At 58.3% G+C, this 17050-nt stretch carries 15 protein-coding genes and 1 tRNA gene; 6 read left to right on the top strand and 10 right to left on the bottom strand.

What is annotated here, in order from left to right; translation table 11 throughout:
- Positions 1-5: 5 nt before the first annotated feature.
- The 4 genes from N8H71_RS24045 to N8H71_RS24030 form a co-directional block, all read right to left on the bottom strand.
- Positions 6-1358 carry an MFS transporter gene (locus tag N8H71_RS24045; RefSeq protein WP_262195922.1) on the bottom strand — a complete coding sequence of 451 codons (1353 nt, stop codon included), beginning with the start codon at positions 1356-1358 and terminating at the stop codon, positions 6-8.
- Positions 1359-1426: 68 nt separating this feature from the next.
- Positions 1427-2668 carry a glutamine synthetase family protein gene (locus N8H71_RS24040; protein ID WP_262195961.1) on the bottom strand — a complete coding sequence of 414 codons (1242 nt, stop codon included), beginning with the start codon at positions 2666-2668 and terminating at the stop codon, positions 1427-1429.
- Positions 2669-2870: 202 nt separating this feature from the next.
- Positions 2871-3563, bottom strand: coding sequence for a sensor histidine kinase (locus N8H71_RS24035; RefSeq protein WP_262195921.1), 693 nt, complete (start codon positions 3561-3563; stop codon positions 2871-2873).
- Entirely contained in the window at positions 3560-5164 is a 1605-nt protein-coding gene (locus tag N8H71_RS24030) for a tetratricopeptide repeat-containing response regulator (protein WP_262195920.1), read from the bottom strand. Before N8H71_RS24030 ends, N8H71_RS24035 begins: the two co-directional genes overlap by 4 nt.
- Before the next feature lie 220 nt (positions 5165-5384).
- Between N8H71_RS24030 and N8H71_RS24025 the strand changes: the two genes are divergently transcribed.
- Positions 5385-6755, top strand: coding sequence for a lysozyme inhibitor LprI family protein (locus N8H71_RS24025; RefSeq protein ID WP_262195919.1), 1371 nt, complete (start codon positions 5385-5387; stop codon positions 6753-6755).
- A 102-nt stretch (positions 6756-6857) separates the two neighbouring features.
- On the opposite strand, the gene N8H71_RS24020 is transcribed toward N8H71_RS24025, so the two are convergent.
- The 3 genes from N8H71_RS24020 to N8H71_RS24010 are packed head-to-tail and all read right to left on the bottom strand — an operon-like array spanning position 6858 to position 10447.
- Positions 6858-8492, bottom strand: a complete 1635-nt coding sequence (locus tag N8H71_RS24020; protein WP_262195918.1) for a GMC family oxidoreductase — start codon at positions 8490-8492, stop codon at positions 6858-6860.
- Positions 8489-9043 carry a sorbitol dehydrogenase family protein gene (locus tag N8H71_RS24015; protein ID WP_262195917.1) on the bottom strand — a complete coding sequence of 185 codons (555 nt, stop codon included), beginning with the start codon at positions 9041-9043 and terminating at the stop codon, positions 8489-8491. Before N8H71_RS24015 ends, N8H71_RS24020 begins: the two co-directional genes overlap by 4 nt.
- 3 nt (positions 9044-9046) lie before the next feature.
- Positions 9047-10447 carry a c-type cytochrome gene (locus N8H71_RS24010; RefSeq protein ID WP_262195916.1) on the bottom strand — a complete coding sequence of 467 codons (1401 nt, stop codon included), beginning with the start codon at positions 10445-10447 and terminating at the stop codon, positions 9047-9049.
- Between the two features lie 362 nt (positions 10448-10809).
- Here N8H71_RS24010 and N8H71_RS24005 point away from each other — a divergent pair, with 362 nt between their 5' ends.
- Positions 10810-12450 carry a methyl-accepting chemotaxis protein gene (locus tag N8H71_RS24005; protein WP_262195915.1) on the top strand — a complete coding sequence of 547 codons (1641 nt, stop codon included), beginning with the start codon at positions 10810-10812 and terminating at the stop codon, positions 12448-12450.
- Positions 12451-12510: 60 nt separating this feature from the next.
- Here N8H71_RS24005 and N8H71_RS24000 read toward each other — a convergent pair.
- A tRNA-Arg gene (locus N8H71_RS24000) sits at positions 12511-12587 on the bottom strand.
- A 284-nt stretch (positions 12588-12871) separates the two neighbouring features.
- Here N8H71_RS24000 and N8H71_RS23995 point away from each other — a divergent pair.
- Complete coding sequence (locus tag N8H71_RS23995) at positions 12872-13099, top strand: hypothetical protein (RefSeq protein ID WP_085683598.1); 228 nt, start codon at positions 12872-12874, stop codon at positions 13097-13099.
- Positions 13100-13119: 20 nt separating this feature from the next.
- Positions 13120-13299: a PA3371 family protein gene (locus N8H71_RS23990; RefSeq protein WP_085683599.1), complete on the top strand. Its 180-nt coding sequence runs from the start codon at positions 13120-13122 to the stop codon at positions 13297-13299.
- On the opposite strand, the gene phnN is transcribed toward N8H71_RS23990, so the two are convergent.
- The gene (gene phnN / locus N8H71_RS23985) at positions 13274-13843 is read right to left on the bottom strand and encodes a phosphonate metabolism protein/1,5-bisphosphokinase (PRPP-forming) PhnN (RefSeq protein ID WP_262195914.1); all 570 of its coding nucleotides are present in this window, start codon (positions 13841-13843) and stop codon (positions 13274-13276) included. The two genes, N8H71_RS23990 and phnN, sit on opposite strands and share 26 nt — an antisense overlap.
- 389 nt (positions 13844-14232) lie before the next feature.
- Between phnN and N8H71_RS23980 the strand changes: the two genes are divergently transcribed.
- On the top strand, positions 14233-14559 hold the full coding sequence (locus tag N8H71_RS23980; RefSeq protein WP_003178899.1) for an Arc family DNA-binding protein: 327 nt from the start codon (positions 14233-14235) through the stop codon (positions 14557-14559).
- Between the two features lie 114 nt (positions 14560-14673).
- Here N8H71_RS23980 and mgtE read toward each other — a convergent pair whose 3' ends face one another.
- Positions 14674-16116 (bottom strand): magnesium transporter, encoded by a 1443-nt coding sequence (gene mgtE, locus N8H71_RS23975; protein WP_011335525.1) that lies wholly within the window; start codon positions 16114-16116, stop codon positions 14674-14676.
- A 320-nt stretch (positions 16117-16436) separates the two neighbouring features.
- On the opposite strand from mgtE, the gene N8H71_RS23970 reads away from it, so the two are divergent.
- The gene (locus N8H71_RS23970) at positions 16437-16955 is read left to right on the top strand and encodes a cell envelope protein SmpA (protein ID WP_262195913.1); all 519 of its coding nucleotides are present in this window, start codon (positions 16437-16439) and stop codon (positions 16953-16955) included.
- Positions 16956-17050: the final 95 nt, after the last annotated feature.

Raw genomic sequence — 17050 nt, 5'->3', positions numbered from 1 at the left:
GTGGATCAAGGCTTGTTCCCAGTGACGTCCGGCTCCGGTGCTTCATCCACCACGGTGGCATCAACGTCAGGCGTCGGCTCTGGCTCCGGCGCGACCGTCGTCTGCATCTGCTCCTGCACCACCTGTTCGTCAACCCGTGGGTCAAGCGCTGCCACCAGCGGCGAACTGGACATGCTGTCCGGCATCGCTACGTGATGCAGCGGCGCATCGTCGACCTGGTGCAGATTGGTCACGGCTTTCGGCCGGATCCGCCACACCAGTACCAGCGCGAAAAAGGTGAAGAACGCGTACAGGCTCTGCGGCCCGAACAGCTTCATCAGCACCCCGGCCGCCAGCGGCCCGATACTCGCTCCCACGCCGTAAGTCACCAGCAACATCGCCGTCAGCGAGACCCGACGCTCACCCTCGACATGGTCATTGGAAAACGCCACCGCCAACGGGTACAGACAGAACTGCACCAGCGAACACAGGAAGCCAACGATGAACAGCACTTCCAGCGGCACCTGCGGCAGAATCGCCAACGGCAATGCGGCCAGCGCCAGCACCAGCGCAAAGCTGCGGATCAGCAACGCCCGGTCATAGCGGTCGGACAACCAGCCCAGTGGCCATTGAACCAGCAGCCCGGCAAAGATGCAGCTACCCATGAACAGACCGACCTGCTCGGTGGACAGACCTTGCTGCGAGGCATACAGCGGCGCCAGACCGTAGAACGAACCGATGATCAGCCCCGCCCCGAGTACCGTACTCAGCGACTGCGGCACGCGCTTGATAAAGAAACGCGGCTCCATCGGCGCCGGATGCAGCGGCGCCGGGTGAATCCGCCGGGTCAGTGCCACCGGCACCAGGCACAGGGCAAAGCACAATGCGACCAGCATCAGCAGTTCCAGGCCAAGACCCGGGTGCATGACCAGAATCAGCTGACCGAGCACCAGCCCCAGATACGACGCGATCATGTAGCCGCTGAACACCAGACCGCGCTGATTGGCGTCGGCCTGCTCATTCAGCCAGCTCTCGATGACCATGTACTGACACATCATGCCGAGGCCGACGATGGTCCGCAGCACCAGCCAGGCCGGCAACCAGTCGACCAGCCCATGACCGAGCACCGCCGCGCCGACGATCCCGGCACACGCCGAGTAGGCGCGGATATGCCCGACCCGGGCAATCAGGCGGTGACCGATCTTGCCGCCCAGCACCAGACCGAAATAGTTGGCCGCCATCAACGCACCGACCCACAACCCGTCGACATGGTCGGCAGCCAGACGCAAAGCCAGATAAGTAGAAAGAAGGCCCGAGCCGATCAACATCATCAGCGAGGCGAAATACAGCGCTCGAAAGGATTTCCAGATTTGGCGCATCGGCGTTCCGAGCGGCTCCTTGCGGTAAGTATCGGGCTATCGAACGATAGCCCGATGACAACGGTACGTCAGGCCTGGGCTGCTAGAACACGCCGTTCCCAGGGAGTGATTTCATCAAAGAAGCTGGTCAACTCCATGGTCTTCGAAGCGACGTAGCCTTCGATGAACTCCTTGCCGAACAGTTCCTTGGCAAGCTGGCTGCGCTTCAGACGTTCGAGCGCCGCGTGCAAGGTGCATGGCAGCGAAAGATTGTCCGGTACTTCGAACTCGCCCTGGATTGCTTCGCTCGGCTCAAGCTCATGTTCGATGCCATGCAACCCGGCCGCCAGACTCGCGGCAATCGCCAGATAAGGATTGGCATCGGCGCCCGGCAAACGGTTCTCTACGCGGCGGGCCACCGGCGAACTGGCCGGAATCCGCAAGCCGGCAGCGCGGTTGTCGTGGGACCAACAGGCATTGTTCGGCGACGCAAACGGATGGCACAGGCGCTGATAGGAGTTGACGTTCGGCGCAAACAGCGCAGTGAAGTCAGCCATTCCCGCCTGCTGCCCGCCGATGAAGTGACGGAACATCGCGGTCGGCTGACCGTCCGCGTCGCTGAACACATTCTTGCCGCTGCCGATTTCGACGATGCTCTGGTGAATGTGCATCGAACTGCCCGGCGTGTGCGCCAGCGGTTTGGCCATGCACACCACGGTCAGGCCGTGCTTGAGCGCGACTTCCTTGAGCAGGTGTTTGAACAGGAAGGTCTGGTCGGCCAGTAGCAGCGGATCACCGTGCAGCAGGTTGATCTCGAACTGGCTGACACCCATTTCGTGCATGAAGGTATCGCGCGGCAGACCGAGGGCCGCCATGCATTTATAGACTTCACTGAAGAACGGCCGCAGGCCGTTGTTGGAGCTGACGCTGAACGCCGAGTGGCCGTCCTCGCGACGACCGTCGAGCCCGACTGGCGGCTGGAACGGTTGGGTCGGGTCGGTGTTCGGGGCGAACACAAAGAATTCGAGTTCGGTCGCCACCACCGGTGCCAGACCGAGGGCTGCGTAGCGGGCAATGACTTTCTTGAGCTGGCCACGGGTCGACAGGTTGGAACTTTCGCCGGTCAGCTCGTCGGCATCACAGATGGCAAAGGCCCGTGGTTCTTCACTCCATGGCAACGGATGGATCTGCGCCGGATCGGCTACCAGCGCCAGATCGCCGTCATCGCTGCCATAGAATTTCGCGGCGGGATAACCGCCCATGATGCATTGCAGCAGCACCCCCCGAGCCAACTGCAAACGCCGCCCTTCGAGGAAGCCCTCGGCGGTCATTACCTTGCCTCGTGGCACGCCGTTCAAATCCGGCGTGACACATTCAATCTCATCAATGCCCGTCAATCGCTGCGCGAGTGAACGCTGGCCATCGGTTGTCATGACGCAATCCTTGTTATTGTGCGAGCCGCGAACGGCGACCCGGACAAAATAGGCTTCGGCTGTTCGGAATTTCAAGCAGCGTCAAACAAAAAGCCGTGCGTCAGGGCAGGTAAATGCTGAACACGCCGCCGCCCAACGGTCCGCCATTGCGTATTTCAGTCCGCCCGCCAACGCCGTTGCGCTGATGCAGGCCAGCAATACGTCCAGCGAAATACAGGCCCAGCCCGGTACTGCCGCTGCTGTGATTGATGCCCTGCACATAATCAGCCTGACGCTCGAGCATCTCGGCCGGGTAACCGTCGCCGTCGTCATTGATGCTCAGCACCAATTGCCCGGCTTCGTCACTGACGGTGATCAGCAACGATTCGCGGGCATAACGGATGGCGTTGTTGATGCAGTTGCCCAGCACGGAGGCGATCAGTTCACGATCGAAAAACCCCAGGGGACTGAGCGGATCGACTTCGTAAGTGGCGATGATTCCGCGACTGGCGAACACTTCCTGATGGGCCGCCAGTTGCGCCTCGATGAAATCGTCCAGCTCGTGATAGGCCGGCTGCAACGGCATCTGATTCACCCCAAGCTTGTACAGCCCGAGCAACTGCACCAGCATGCCGTTGAGGTGGGCGAACTCGAAATCGATCACGCCCTGCTCCGTCCCTTGGCGCTGTGCCTCGGGCAGACGCGCCAGCCATTGGCTGTGGGCTTGCATCAGCATCGCCAGGGAGTTCTTCATGTCGTGCACGGTGGAGGCGATCACCGTGGAAAAATCCAGTGCCTGCTCGTCTTGGTTCATTCGCCAAACGCCTTGCTTTTCAGCTTCTGATAACGCGGGTAACGCGCGTCGGTGTCGGGCATCAGGCCTACCAGTTTCAGGCAGGCCCGACATTCTTCCAGCTCCGCCGACGGCACATTGGTGTCGGTGCCGTGCAGCAGCGACTGGGCCATGTTCAGCGCAATACTGATGTTCTTCGGTTGCATCTTCAGCGCCTTGCGGAAGACCTCGCGGGCCTCCACCAGGTTGCCGGTCTTGTACACGCGCACGCCCTGACGGTTGAGGTCGGCGGCAGCGTTACTGGAGCTGAGAATAGTCGGGTCGTCGGTGAGCTTGGCGATGTCTTTCATCACCGTCGGGTCATCGCCGTAGATTTCCGCACAGCTCTTGAGCATCGAAGTGCCCGCCTCGGCCTGGCCGAGCATCTGCAATTGCTTGGCAACCAGCAACGCTGCCTCGGGGCTCATGAACTGCTCCATGCCGTCGAGACGCATCAGTGCTTGTTCGGTGAGTTTTTCGGCGGTCTCTGCGTCGTTGAGAAGCAGGCTGGTGGCCTTCATCAGACGCGCACGAATCTGCAGGCCCGGATCGGTCGGGTTTTCCTTGGCCACGGCACTGAGGGTGGTGTTGATCTCCAGACGCGTGCGGGTATCGAGGCCGCGCTCGCTGCCTTTGCTGATCAGCGCATGAGCCAGGCCCAGATTGCTTTCCGGATCCTTGAAGCGCGACTGCGCGCCCTGACTCACCGCTTGCCGATAGGCGCGGGAAGCCGTTTCGAAATCTTCGTTGGCCATCGCCAGTTTGCCCAGCAGTGCCTGACGACGCACCGCCAGCGGCGACAGGCGAATGGCTTCCTCCAGCACTTGCTGCGCGCCTTTGGTATCACCTTCGGCGACCAACACGTCGGCCATACCGTCATACAGCGCCGGCATCATCGGGAACGTTTTCAAGGCTTTCTCGTAAACACCCTTGGCCTGGCTGACCTGCCCGCGCTTGAACAACAACTTGCCCAAACCGGCAAACGCCCATGGCAAAGGGCGGTCGGCGATGATGCTGTCGTAAAGGCGCTCAAGTGCTTCGTTCTGATTCATGTCGCGTAAAGCATCGGCGCGATAACGCAGGCACAACGGTGAATAGCGAATGTCCTGCTTGCACAGAGCAATGCAGGCGTTGAGCACTTCCACCGGCTTGCCACGGTCGAGGGCCTGCAGAATCGGTTTGAGCAAAGTCTTGCGCTGCTCAAGACGCTCCAGGCGCTGCGCCAGGCCGATTCGGTTGAACGGCTTGGTCAGATAGGCATCCGGCTCGTGCTCCAAGGCACTGAGCACCATCGCCTGACTGGTTTCGGCGGTGACCATCACGAACACCGCTTCGTGACTGATCAGCTTCTCCATCATCAGGTCTTCCAGCACCTGTTGACCGTTCTTCTTGCCGTCACCGAGGTGGAAATCCTGGAGGATGAAATCGTAGGACTTCTGCGCGCACATTTTCAGCGCCTGCTCACCGGTGTCGGCGGTGTCCACATCCTTGACGCCCAGCTCGCGCAACATCGAACGCACGGAACTGCGGAAATCCGAGAAATCATCGACGATCAGAAAACTCTTTTGGTGATACGACAGCATCGAGGATGTCCAGGCAATTGAAGAAGATGGGCCGAGGGCAAATTCAGGCGCGCAGATAATAGCTGCCGGCCAAACGCTATCAAGCGATTTCGCGCGACTCTGAAGTCACCGAACGGGTTATCGGCCGGATCAGCGGTTCTCTTGAAGCGGGGTTCAAGATTCATTGCGCAAGGATTACCCTGCGCGGCGGTTCTCAACTTCCAATGGCAAAGGATTAATCGTGTACATCAAGGGACGCTACATCGTGTCGGCCTGTGCGCTGCTGTTTTTTCAGCAGGCACTGGCGAGCGGAATGGACTGCACAAAGGCTACGAGTGTTGTGGAGAAGGCGATTTGCGTAGACAAGCCGTTGTATGAACTGGATGCGCGAATGGGGGCGGCTTACCGGAAGTTGATGAAGGCTGCGCCGGTGCAGGCCGAAGTTAAAAAGTCCCAGCGTCAGTGGCTGAAGGAGCGTGATCGATGTGGCGAAGAGGTCAGTTGTCTGAGCCAGCGTTATCAGGAGCGTTTGCAGGTATTGCACGGGCAGTGGATCGAGGCTGTCGCCTACAAACCGGACGACGTTGATAAACAGGTCATGGAGGATCTGCAGCAGCGGGTTCGGGAGATGAGCGAGAAGAGTCCTGAGTTTGCGCTGGAGCGGGCGCTGAATTCTCTGACCCTTGCCAACGTCGGCAGCTCATTTTCAGCCGAACTGGATGAAGATGAGCAACCGCTCTTCCCCAAGACGATTCCCAAAGATGTCACGCAAGACGAGTGGAAAGCACTGCAAGCATCCGACATCAAGGGAGCCTCAGAGTCCGGCCAAACCTCGTACACCCTGCTTGACCTGGATGGCGATGGTCAGCGCGACCTCATTGTGGAAACCTACGCCGGTGGCACCGGGATGTTTCATTACACGGAAACCTGGCGTCGGGTCGACGGCAGATTTATCAGGAGAATGGCTGAGATTGCCCCTCAGACCGGCAACGACAGCGTCCTTTTCTATACGAATGACCGCGGTGCCAATCAGGCCGTGTACCTGATTGGTATTCGCGGAAGAATCTATTTCGCCTACCAGAACGGCAGCTACGGCGAAGATCAGATCTACCTGCTCAATCCCCTGAAGATCAATCGGCAGGTGCCGAGTGTCCGCGTGCGCTACCACTACCAACTGACCGTTCCACACACTCAGTACATTGAGGACAGCGATAAAGCCTACGAGCTGGAGCCGTCCCTGCAGAAGATACTCACCAAAGCTGTGACCGGTTCAAACGCAAATGCCGGGATGACGGAACAGCAGAAAAAACCGCTCTGCCCCATCCCCCAATCCGCCAGGGACATTGAGGAGTATTACGGCTACGGTGCGAGCTACTACGCGATCGAACCTGTCGCCGATTTCCCCGTGATCATTGGCGATGATTGTTATATCGCAAGACTGATCAACTGGTTCGGTAGCTACGATGAAAAGAACGGGCTCTTCGCAAAACTGACGATGCGCAAGCCAGAAGCCGAAGGCCAGGAGCGCGGATACACGGTCAACGGGCGTCGCCATATAACCGAGGTCGGCACATCGATCGGCAAAGCCGAAGGTGGCGCCGAGACGTTCTAGGTCTTTTCCCACGCAGCAAAAAGCCCCGCCAGATCACTCTGCGCGGGGCTTTCCAGTCAGTGCTCAAATCTCTGCGCACCTAATGGCGTGGCGCCTACCCGATCAGACCTCCGCCACCAACACATCGGCGATTCGAATACTCAACGCCGCACCTGTCAGTGTCGGGTTCACGCATGACGACGACGGCATGACGCTGGTCCCTGCAATAAACAGGTTTGAATGGTCGTGACTGCGGCAATCGCGATCCACCACCGAGTCCTTCGGATCATCGCCCATGATGGTAGTACCCATGATGTGCTGACGGTTCTGGAAGCCGACGTCCGTGCTGAGAATGTCGGCGTCGAGCAGTTTGGCGAATTGCTTGAAGTCTTCCAGCGCCTTCTCTTTACCGGCGTGCCAGTACTCGGGAACGCTGTAGTAGATTTCCGGAACCGGCAGGCCGATGGCGTCGAACTTGGTCTTGCTCGGGGTGACCCGGTTTTCCGGCAGTGGCAGGGTTTCGAAATCGACAGCCCAGTTCAGGGAGCGCGCCGACTGCAGTCGGATCTGCTCGTCAAGCTTCGAGCCCAGCACGCCTTTGGCGATCAGGTTCGAGGTAATTTGCGACGTCGGCACGGTGTTGCGCACCTTGATCTTGTAGCTCGGGTAATCGTTGCGGAACGCGCCATCGCGACTGTTCAGATAGACCAGCAATTGCGTCGGCCCTTCGCCCGGCCACATGTCTTCCTTGGTCATGACGTTCATGCTGATGCCGGTGTGGTCCATCAGGTTTCGCCCGACCTGATCCGAGGAGTTGGCAATCCCGTTCGGGTACTTTTCCGAGGTCGACATCAGCAACAACTTCGGCGACTCGATACCGTAGGCCGCCAGTACGAAAGCACGTGCCGTCAGTTTGTGCGTGGACTTGTCGGGGCGCATGTACCAGATCGCAGTGATCTTGCCGTCATCGCCCGCCTCGATTTTGTAGACGACGGAGTTGTCCAGCACCTTGGCGCCATGGCGCTCGGCCTCATCGATATGCATCGATCCGTCGTACTTGGCTGCAATCGGGCACACCGGGTTGCAATTGTTGTTGCCAGCGCAGGGAGGTCGCTTGCCATAGGGGCGGGTCGCCCGGCCATTCGGCTCGAGGATCGGGTTATACCCGCCCTTGCTGAGCATTTCGGAAAGGCGCTTGAACATGTAGCTCGGTTTCAGGCCCTCCATCGGATAGGGTATCGAGCGCGGCGGATAGGCGTCCCCGCCCTGCCCGCTTTCGTCCTGGCCGTCGACACCGGAAACGCCCAGTTCGATTTCAGCCCGAGCGTAATACGGTTCCAGCTCGTCATAACTGATCGGCCAGTCACGACCACGGCCATACAACGACTTGAGACGAAAATCGTTGGGCAGCATTCGCCACAGGGAAGAACCGAAATGCCAGGTGGTGCCACCGACCACGCGCAGGTAAGAGGTATTGTATTTCACCGGCCCGACTTGCTGCAGATAGTCGCCATAGGTAGACGGTGCATGGGGCATGCTCGGATAAGGCGATCCGGCGCCCTGCAACTTGGCATTCGCCAGCGAAAGCTTCACCGGCGCATTGCGGAACGTTTCCACCACATCACGACGATTCACCCGGGGGCCAGCCTCGAGCACGATCACCGATTTGTTCGCCTTGGCCAGGCCCGTGGCGATCAGACCGCCCATGACACCGGAGCCGATGATAACCACATCGGCGTCGAATTGATCGCTGCTCATACGTTCGAATCCTGGATAGCTGCTGGTTTGGGACCCCATGAATCCGGGCCGCCACCGTAGGTTGGGATGATGAGAATGCCGTGAGTGGGCTGGTACATCATGGCGTGGGAATAACTGACCAGTTCGGCCTCCGCCAGCTCACCGACAATCCCGAGATACCAGGCTGAAATGATGCTCGTGGCTGTAGCTCTCAGCGATTGGTCCGGATCCGGCTGTGCCAGATACTCGTCCACATGGTTGTAACCTCGGGTGCTGATCAATTGCTTCAGGGCGATCACGTTGGTCGAAAAATTCGGGGCACGCTTGTCCAGCGCGGCGTAATAACGAGCGGCCAGAACCGGATTGACCGCGCGACTCACCAGAAACCGCGACAACTCTATGAAATCGTCGCTGGAAACCTGAGCCGCCAGCACCGACTGCCACGGCATAACACTCCCGACCATTGCCGCCAGCCCCAAGGTCACGGAACCGCGCAACAGATTACGGCGAGAAAACCCGGCAGCACTTTGGGCTGAAGCCGGCATTTGCTTGTGCATCATTGAAGTGTCCATTAATCAGGCCTCCTTGCGCCGACGAGAGATCAAAGCCATCGCCGCCAGAGCGCTCAGCACGCACACGAGGATGATTGCCGGGATCGTGAATTTCGCCATGATTGCCAAGGGTGCCTCAGGACCACCTTCGCGCACCTGTGCCACATCGGCCGCAGTGACAACCGAATCGGGGTTGCCATAACGCGACAGCACATAGTTGCTGACGTCGGCGATCTGCTGATCGCTCAGGCGGTCAGTAAACAATGCGTCCGGGCCGAACGCCGGCATGTCGATCGCCACGCCGTCGACTTCGCGATGCACGCCATAGACGATGGCGGCGATCAGGTTGTCGCTGCGGCTGGTGGCCGTGTTGTGAAACAGCGAAGGGTATTCCCGGGTGCCCTGACCGTCAGGCTGATGGCAGTTGGCGCAGGTGCCGCTGAAAATGTGCCAGCCCGGATTGGCTTCAGGTTTGCCACCGCGCAGTGTCAACTCATCAACCGAGGCCTGACCATACTCGTGCCGGGCTTTGGCCTCACCCGTCTTGATTGGCGTGGTTTGCAAAAGATAGGCTGCGATCGCTTCCAAGTCCGCATCGTCCAAATGCTGCAGGCTGTTCTCCACGGCTTCTGCCATCGGACCGGCAGCCTGCGCCTTGCCTGATACGTGACCGGTACGCAGGTAGGCCACGATCTCGTCGCTCGACCAGGCACCAATCCCGCTGACTTTGTCGGACGTGATATTGGGCGCATACCAACTGCCCAGCGATCCACCGGCCAACGGTTTGCTGCTGTCGGCCGCCATCAGCACATTACGCGGCGTATGACAGGTGTCGCAGTGAGCCAGACCATTGACCAGATAATCGCCCCGGTTGACCTGCGCGGACCTGGCCGGATCCGGAGTGAAGCGTGCCGCGCTGTGGAACAGCGCGTTCCAACCGATCATCGAAGCACGGATATTGAACGGAAAATCCAGAGCGGTTTTACGGTTCGGCGTATCGATCGCCGGGACTTCATGCATGAAGTAATCGTAAAGCTCGGCGATGTCGCTGTCGGTCATCTTCGAGTAGGAGGTATAGGGCATTGCCGGGTATAGACGGATGCCATCGGCGGCGACTCCATCCCGCACCGCCCGGGCGAACTGCTCGGCCGTGTAATGGCCGATACCCGAGCGTTTTGAAGGGGTGATGTTGGTCGAGAAAATCTCGCCCATCGGCGAGCTGAGCGGGTATCCACCCGCGAAAGCTTTGCCGCCCGGCGCCGTATGGCAAGCCACGCAATCGGCAGCAACGGCCAGGCGTTTGCCGGGAGACGCCGTGCTGTCGAGCGTTTCACCCTGTGCCGAGCCGGATGTTGCAATCATCAGCGTAATCAATCCCGCAAGGATGCCCCCCTTGCCTTTCCCTTTCTCATTGCGACGCGACATGTGTCCTACCTAGGCTGTTCTGTTCTTTTTTTCACGGTTCTGAAATGCACGAACACAGTGTCTTCACCTTCTTGAGCAACAAGGGCGAAGAGGTACGATGTCATATGTATTTTTGGGAATATTCCACACAATGTCACACTTGGCAACAAATAGAAAAGGCCAAGTGCCATCTTTTGTATGTATGTGCTGAAAGCTCTAAATAAGGTGTTACGAAGGTTTACCTGGTGAACTCATTCACGATAGAAACAACTTTTAACCCTTCAGTTGTGGACGCCGCAGCCGAAAGATGTACGACAACAATACATTTTTTGACTGTATTTATGGACCGCCACATCTCACCACATGCCAGCAGGACGCCCTTTATGAGTTGGTTGAATGACGCAAGACTCTCGACAAAATTGATCACCGCTTTCGCCACGTGCGCCGTTATCACCCTGGGGGTCGGCCTGCTTGGGAGCCGCGGCGTGACCGAGCTCTCGGCGAGCCTGAGATCGGTGTTCAGCAACAACCTCGTCGCTGTCGCCAACATTGCGCAGACGAAAATCAAGGCCGTAGGACAGACCCGGGATATGTATCGACTTTACGTAGCCACGGCCGCCGGCTTGCCTCAGAGCACGAAAGACGAATTCCTCGCCTCCATGAGTGCCAACCAGTTGGCGAGCGAAAAAGCCTTCGCCGAATACAGAAAGACCCAGCTAGCCGATGATGAGCGCGCGGCGGGCGACAGAATGGAAAAAGCCTGGCCCGTTTATCAGGCAATCGTGCAGAGGTATCTGGCCCTGATGAAAGCCGGAGACCTGGAAAACGGCCGCGAATTACTGTTGGGCGATCTGCAGAAAACCTATCGCGTCGTTATGGACGAATTGACCGTGATGACCAACTCCAACGATCTGCAAGTCAGCGAAGCGGCAAAGCAATCGATCCTGACGGAATCGTCCGCCAAGACCTCACTCTATATAGGGATCGTGCTGGCATTCATCACAGCGATCTTGCTTGGTCTGTTCATCAGCCGACTCATCAGCCGCCCCATTTCCAGAGCTGTTGAAAGTGCTCGGAGCATCGCCGGTGGCGACCTGACCCAGCACATTGTCAGCAGCGGTCGCGATGAGGCCGGGCAACTGCTCACCGCTCTGGCCGAAATGCAGGGCAGCCTGAAAAGTACGATCCAACAGATTGCCAGTGCAGCTGATCAACTGGCCTCCGCCGCAGAAGAGCTCACTGCCGTGACCGACAACGGTAGCCGTGGCCTGCTGCGTCAGAACGATGAAATCCAACAGGCCGCCACCGCCGTTACAGAAATGACTTCCGCCGTCGAAGAGGTCGCACGCAATGCCGTTTCCACCTCAGAGGCCTCCCAGGCGACCAGTCAACAGGCCACCACGGGACGCGACCAGGCGCGCAACGCTGTCGCAGCGATCAACCACGCGACAACGGAAATCGCCACCTCGACCACCATGGTCAAGGATCTGGCCGAGCAGGTGCGGGATATCGGCAAGGTTCTGGACGTGATCCGGGGCATCGCCGAGCAGACCAACCTACTGGCGCTGAACGCCGCCATTGAAGCAGCACGTGCAGGCGAACAAGGACGAGGTTTTGCCGTGGTCGCCGATGAAGTTCGCGCTCTGGCGGCGAGGACACAAGCCTCGACAGGAGAGATCGAAGGCATGATCAACAGCGTCCGCAGCAGTGCCGACGACGCGGTCGGCGCCATGGGCAAAAGCCAGTCCCTGGTCAGCGAAACCCAGACACTGGCACAGGCTACGGGCCAGGCACTGGAACTGATTGCTGACGGCATCTCGCAGATCAACGACCGCAACCTCGTTATCGCCACAGCTTCGGAAGAGCAGGCCCACGTTGCCCGCGAGGTGGATCGCAATCTGGTGAACATCCAGGATCTTTCCACCCAGACCGCAGCAGGCGCACATCAGACAAGCGCTTCAACCCAGGAACTATCGAACCTCGCGGCTTCGTTCAATACGCTGGTGAGCCGCTTCAAGCTGTAATCATTCGCACAACCACGAAAAAGCCCCGCCAGATCACTCTGCGCGGGGCTTTCATTTATTTGGTGTCCCAGGGCAGGTTCGAACTGCCAACCTTCCCCTTAGGAGGGGGATGCTCTATCCAATTGAGCTACTGAGACACAGGACTGTCGGTTCGACAGACGGCGTGCATGTTAACGGCAGGGCCCTGATTTGTCATGTCGTCCGCAGGGCTTTTTAAGTGTAGGCAGGCGCCTTGCAAGGGTGCCGGATGTTTTACCGTGCAATTTGCATCCTCGCAAAAAGCCATCATTGCAGAATGCAATGCGACCTCTCCGAAAAACCCTGTTAAATGCTTGTTTTTAAAGGACTTAACAGCGGTTAGACTATTGGCACGACGGCTGCTTTACCGGTTCTTATACAAGAACAATCGGAGACTCGTCTGATGAACAGCGCCCTCGTGTTCGCAAACGCAATCGCACTGGCTGTCCTGGTGGGCTTTCACTTCGTCCCCGAGGACAACGAGAAAGTGGCCGCGCGCATGCCGCATTACCTGCAAGTGCAGAAGGCGCCGCAATGGGCGGTGTTGAGCGATCAGAGCTTCGCACCACAAGCCGTCAGCGAGTCTGAACAGGCGTTGCCGGCGCGTTCGACTGAACGTCTGGTGTTTTGAAATATCTTCAGGAGTACAGCATGTCCAAGTCAGCTGCAGGATTTCTGATCCTCGCCTTATTGAGTGGCCTCAGTCATTTTTCGCTGTTCGAGGAAACCGAAATATCCCTGCCCCTGATCGGATGCGGCGTCTTTTCGGCACTGTTCGTATTGGCGCTGGTGGCCGGACGCAAGATCAAGTTTGATCCGGTATTGCGCTGAACCTGACCAGTTCCAGTAGATGATTGACGGCAACGGCCAGGTCGCCCGAGTTGTCGATCAGGTGCACAGGGCTGTCTGTTGAACGCCTGTCCTTGAACAGCGTGTTACGGGCCAGCCTCGCATCGATCTGCTCAAGCGTCTCCCGACCACGCCGGAGCAGGCGCTCACGCAAGACATCATCCCTGACCGTCAGCAGCACCGGCACCAGCGTCGGGTAGCGTTCCAGCGCTTGCCGAAGATTCGCCCGAGAACCGTTCACCAGGACGTGTTTGCCGGTTTGCAACCATTGATCCATTTCCACAGGAATCCCGTAAGCGAGACCATTGGCCTCCCACGCCAGCGAAAACTCGCCAGCACGCTGACGTTGCTCGAACTCCCGGGGCGTCACGCCGATCGCATCCTCGCCCACGGATTCGGCCGAACGGGTGATCACTCGTCTGATTATTTCGCAGTTCAGCGCCCTCAGAGGCGCACGCGCAGCCTCGATCAGACTGTCCTTGCCGGAGCCAGAGGGTCCCATGAGGTAAATCAGCCTGCCATCCATCCTGAAAACGCCCTCCGGCGGGCATTTGCCCCTAGTAAATCGGCCATTTGCCACTATCCTGTACAAGGTAAGGAACAACGATTCAACCCGCATAGCATGCACGTTCTGACGCCTTCGGGCATCAGTCGACGTGTTTCAGGACGCGGTCAGCGATACGGGCCGATGCTTTCTTTTCAAACCAGTCCGCATTTCTGATAATTGGTGCTGGCATTACGCCTTTACCCGGATCAATATTTGTCACAGAATTGACGCCAATGATCTGGCAATTTTGAGGCATGATGCGCGCCTCTTAACAATTCAGGTTGAACCATTTGGCGCGGATGCTTGTCCTACCACTCATCCTGCGGCCAATCCCGAGAACCGCTCCCCTGAACTAACCGGTTAAATATATGCGCCCATTGAAACAGGCAATTTATTCCAGCCGTACGGCTGACAAGTTCGTCGTACGTCTGCCAGACGGAATGCGTGAACGCATTGCCGAGGTGGCTCGCAATCATCATCGCAGCATGAACTCCGAGATCATTGCGCGCCTTGAGCAGAGTCTTATTCAGGAAGGTGCACTGGGCGAAGAGCTGAGCATGCGCCTGGACAGCCCGGAGCTGTCGCTGCACGAACGCGAGCTGCTGCAACGCTTCCGCCAACTCTCCCATCGCCAGCAAAACGCACTGGTTTCGCTGATCGCTCACGATGCCGAAATGGCTGCTGACGCTTCCTGAGCCAAACCGAACATCTCAAGCCAGCATGAATGCTGGCTTTTTTTTGCCCGCAATTTGAGTTTTTCAAGGACGAAAAAAAGCCCGCCAATCGGCGGGCTGTTTCAATGATGTCGGTCAGAGCAGGAAAATCGTCGCCAGCCCCAGGAAGATGAAGAAACCACCACTGTCGGTCATGGCAGTGATCATCACGCTGGCGCCCATCGCCGGATCGCGCCCCATTTTCGCCAGGGTCATCGGGATCAAGACCCCCATCAACGCCGCCAACAACAAGTTCAGCGTCATCGCAGCCGTCATCACAACGCCCAGCGACCAACTGCCATAAAGCATGTACGCGACCACGCCGATCACCCCACCCCAGACCAGGCCGTTGATCAACGCGACAGCCAGCTCCTTGCGCATCAGGCGCGAGGTATTGCCGGTACTGACCTGATCGAGCGCCATGGCGCGAACGATCATGGTGATCGTCTGGTTGCCGGAGTTGCCGCCGATGCCCGCCACGATCGGCATCAGCGCCGCCAGGGCCACCAGCTTCTCGATCGAACCTTCGAACAGACCGATCACCCGCGATGCGACGAATGCCGTGATCAGGTTGATCGCCAGCCACGCCCAACGGTTGCGCAGGGACTTCCAGACGGAGGCGAAGATGTCTTCCTCTTCACGCAGACCCGCCATGTTGAGGACTTCGCTTTCGCTCTCCTCACGAATCAGGTCGACCATCTCGTCGATGGTCAGACGGCCGATCAGCTTGCCGTTCTTGTCGACCACCGGGGCCGAGATCAAGTCGTAACGTTCGAACGCCTGAGCGGCGTCGTAGGCGTCTTCGTCCGGGTGAAAACTCACCGGGTCACTGGCCATGACTTCGGAAACCTGTTTCTCCGGGTCATTCACCAGCAAACGCTTGATCGGCAGCACGCCCTTGAGCACGCCGTCGTAGTCGACGACGAACAGTTTGTCGGTATGGCCCGGCAATTCTTTGAGGCGACGCAGGTAACGCAGAACCACTTCGAGACTGACATCCTCACGGATGGTCACCATCTCGAAGTCCATCAGCGCACCGACCTGCTCCTCGTCGTAGGAGAGGGCCGAACGCACACGTTCGCGTTGCTGCTGGTCCAGCGTCTCCATCAGCTCATGGACGACGTCTCGCGGCAGCTCGGAGGCCAGGTCAGCAAGTTCGTCGGCATCCATGTCCTTGGCTGCAGCCAGGAGCTCGTGATCGTCCATGTCGGCGATCAGCGTTTCACGGACAGAGTCGGATACTTCGAGAAGAATATCGCCGTCGCGATCGGCCTTGACCAGTTGCCAGAGCGTCAGACGATCGTCCAGCGGCAGGGCTTCAAGAATGTAGGCGACGTCGGCGGAGTGCAGATCATCGAGCTTGCGTTGCAGCTCAACGAGGTTTTGCCGGTGGACCAGGTTCTCGACCCGGTCATGATGCGGGCCTTCCTGGCGATGGGTCAGGTCTTCGACGACCCGCTGGCGCTGCAGCAGCTCGACGACCTGAGCTAGGCGATCCTGCAGGCTTTCCTGTGTTTTCTTTACTTCGATTTCGGACATAGGCGAACTCCACTCCCAGCAGCGGGGCACGCCGGAAGGATCAATCAGTCAATTCATGATTGGTGAAACGGGCTATTGAGTAACTACTGGGTAAGTCCATGGAATTTTTCCATAAGCCCCGGCGGGGCTGACGGGCGCAATGATACACCGCTTGCCGTTTTTAAACGTTAAAAAATAGTGGCTGAAACAAGTGCTTGCGAGACAAAGCTAAGCGCTGTCCTGACCCTTCACACTGCGACGACTCATCCTGAAAAGAAAACACACCGGCGGTGAAAAAACTGCTGGCTACGCTTGATAAGGATCGTCACGGAGGACGCCGAATGCCATCGACAACAACCCGATACATGCTGACCACCCTGCTCTGCCTCCCTACCATCGGGAGCGCAATGACACTTCATCGCTGCGAAGCTTCTAATGGGAGCGTCACGTTCACTACATTGAGTTGCGCGAACGATGAGCACCTTTCATTGCAGGAAGTTCACCCCTACTCGCCCGGCTCGACAGTCACCCTGATACCCGAAGCCCGGCACGAAGAAATGTCCGGTATGAATATCAGAAAACGAGAAATGGCCGTCGTCGGGCGCACCCAGGACAAATGCGGAGATTTGATCGACGCGCGACAGAAACGCGAGGCGATCATCAATCAACGAATAATCGCCGGCATGAACCAACAGGATGTTGAAAGCGCTCTGGGCAAACCTGACAAGGTGAGCATCCGCAATTCGGCAACGACTTATCGTTACGACCTCAAGCGAGGCCGCAGTGCTCAAATCGATTTTGATGAGAAAGGATGCGTGACGGGAAAACTCAAATCCCGGACAGCAAAAAGCCCGCGCTAAACGCGGGCTTTTCGGTATATGGTGCACTCGACAGGATTCGAACCTGTGACCGCTCGGTTCGTAGCCGAGTACTCTATCCAGCTGAGCTACGAGTG

The organism is Pseudomonas koreensis, from assembly GCF_025447595.1.
Taxonomy (GTDB): Bacteria; Pseudomonadota; Gammaproteobacteria; order Pseudomonadales; family Pseudomonadaceae; genus Aquipseudomonas; species Aquipseudomonas koreensis_H.
The sequence above is the reverse complement of the archived record's forward strand: the minus strand, read 5'-3'. Positions and strand labels throughout refer to the sequence as shown.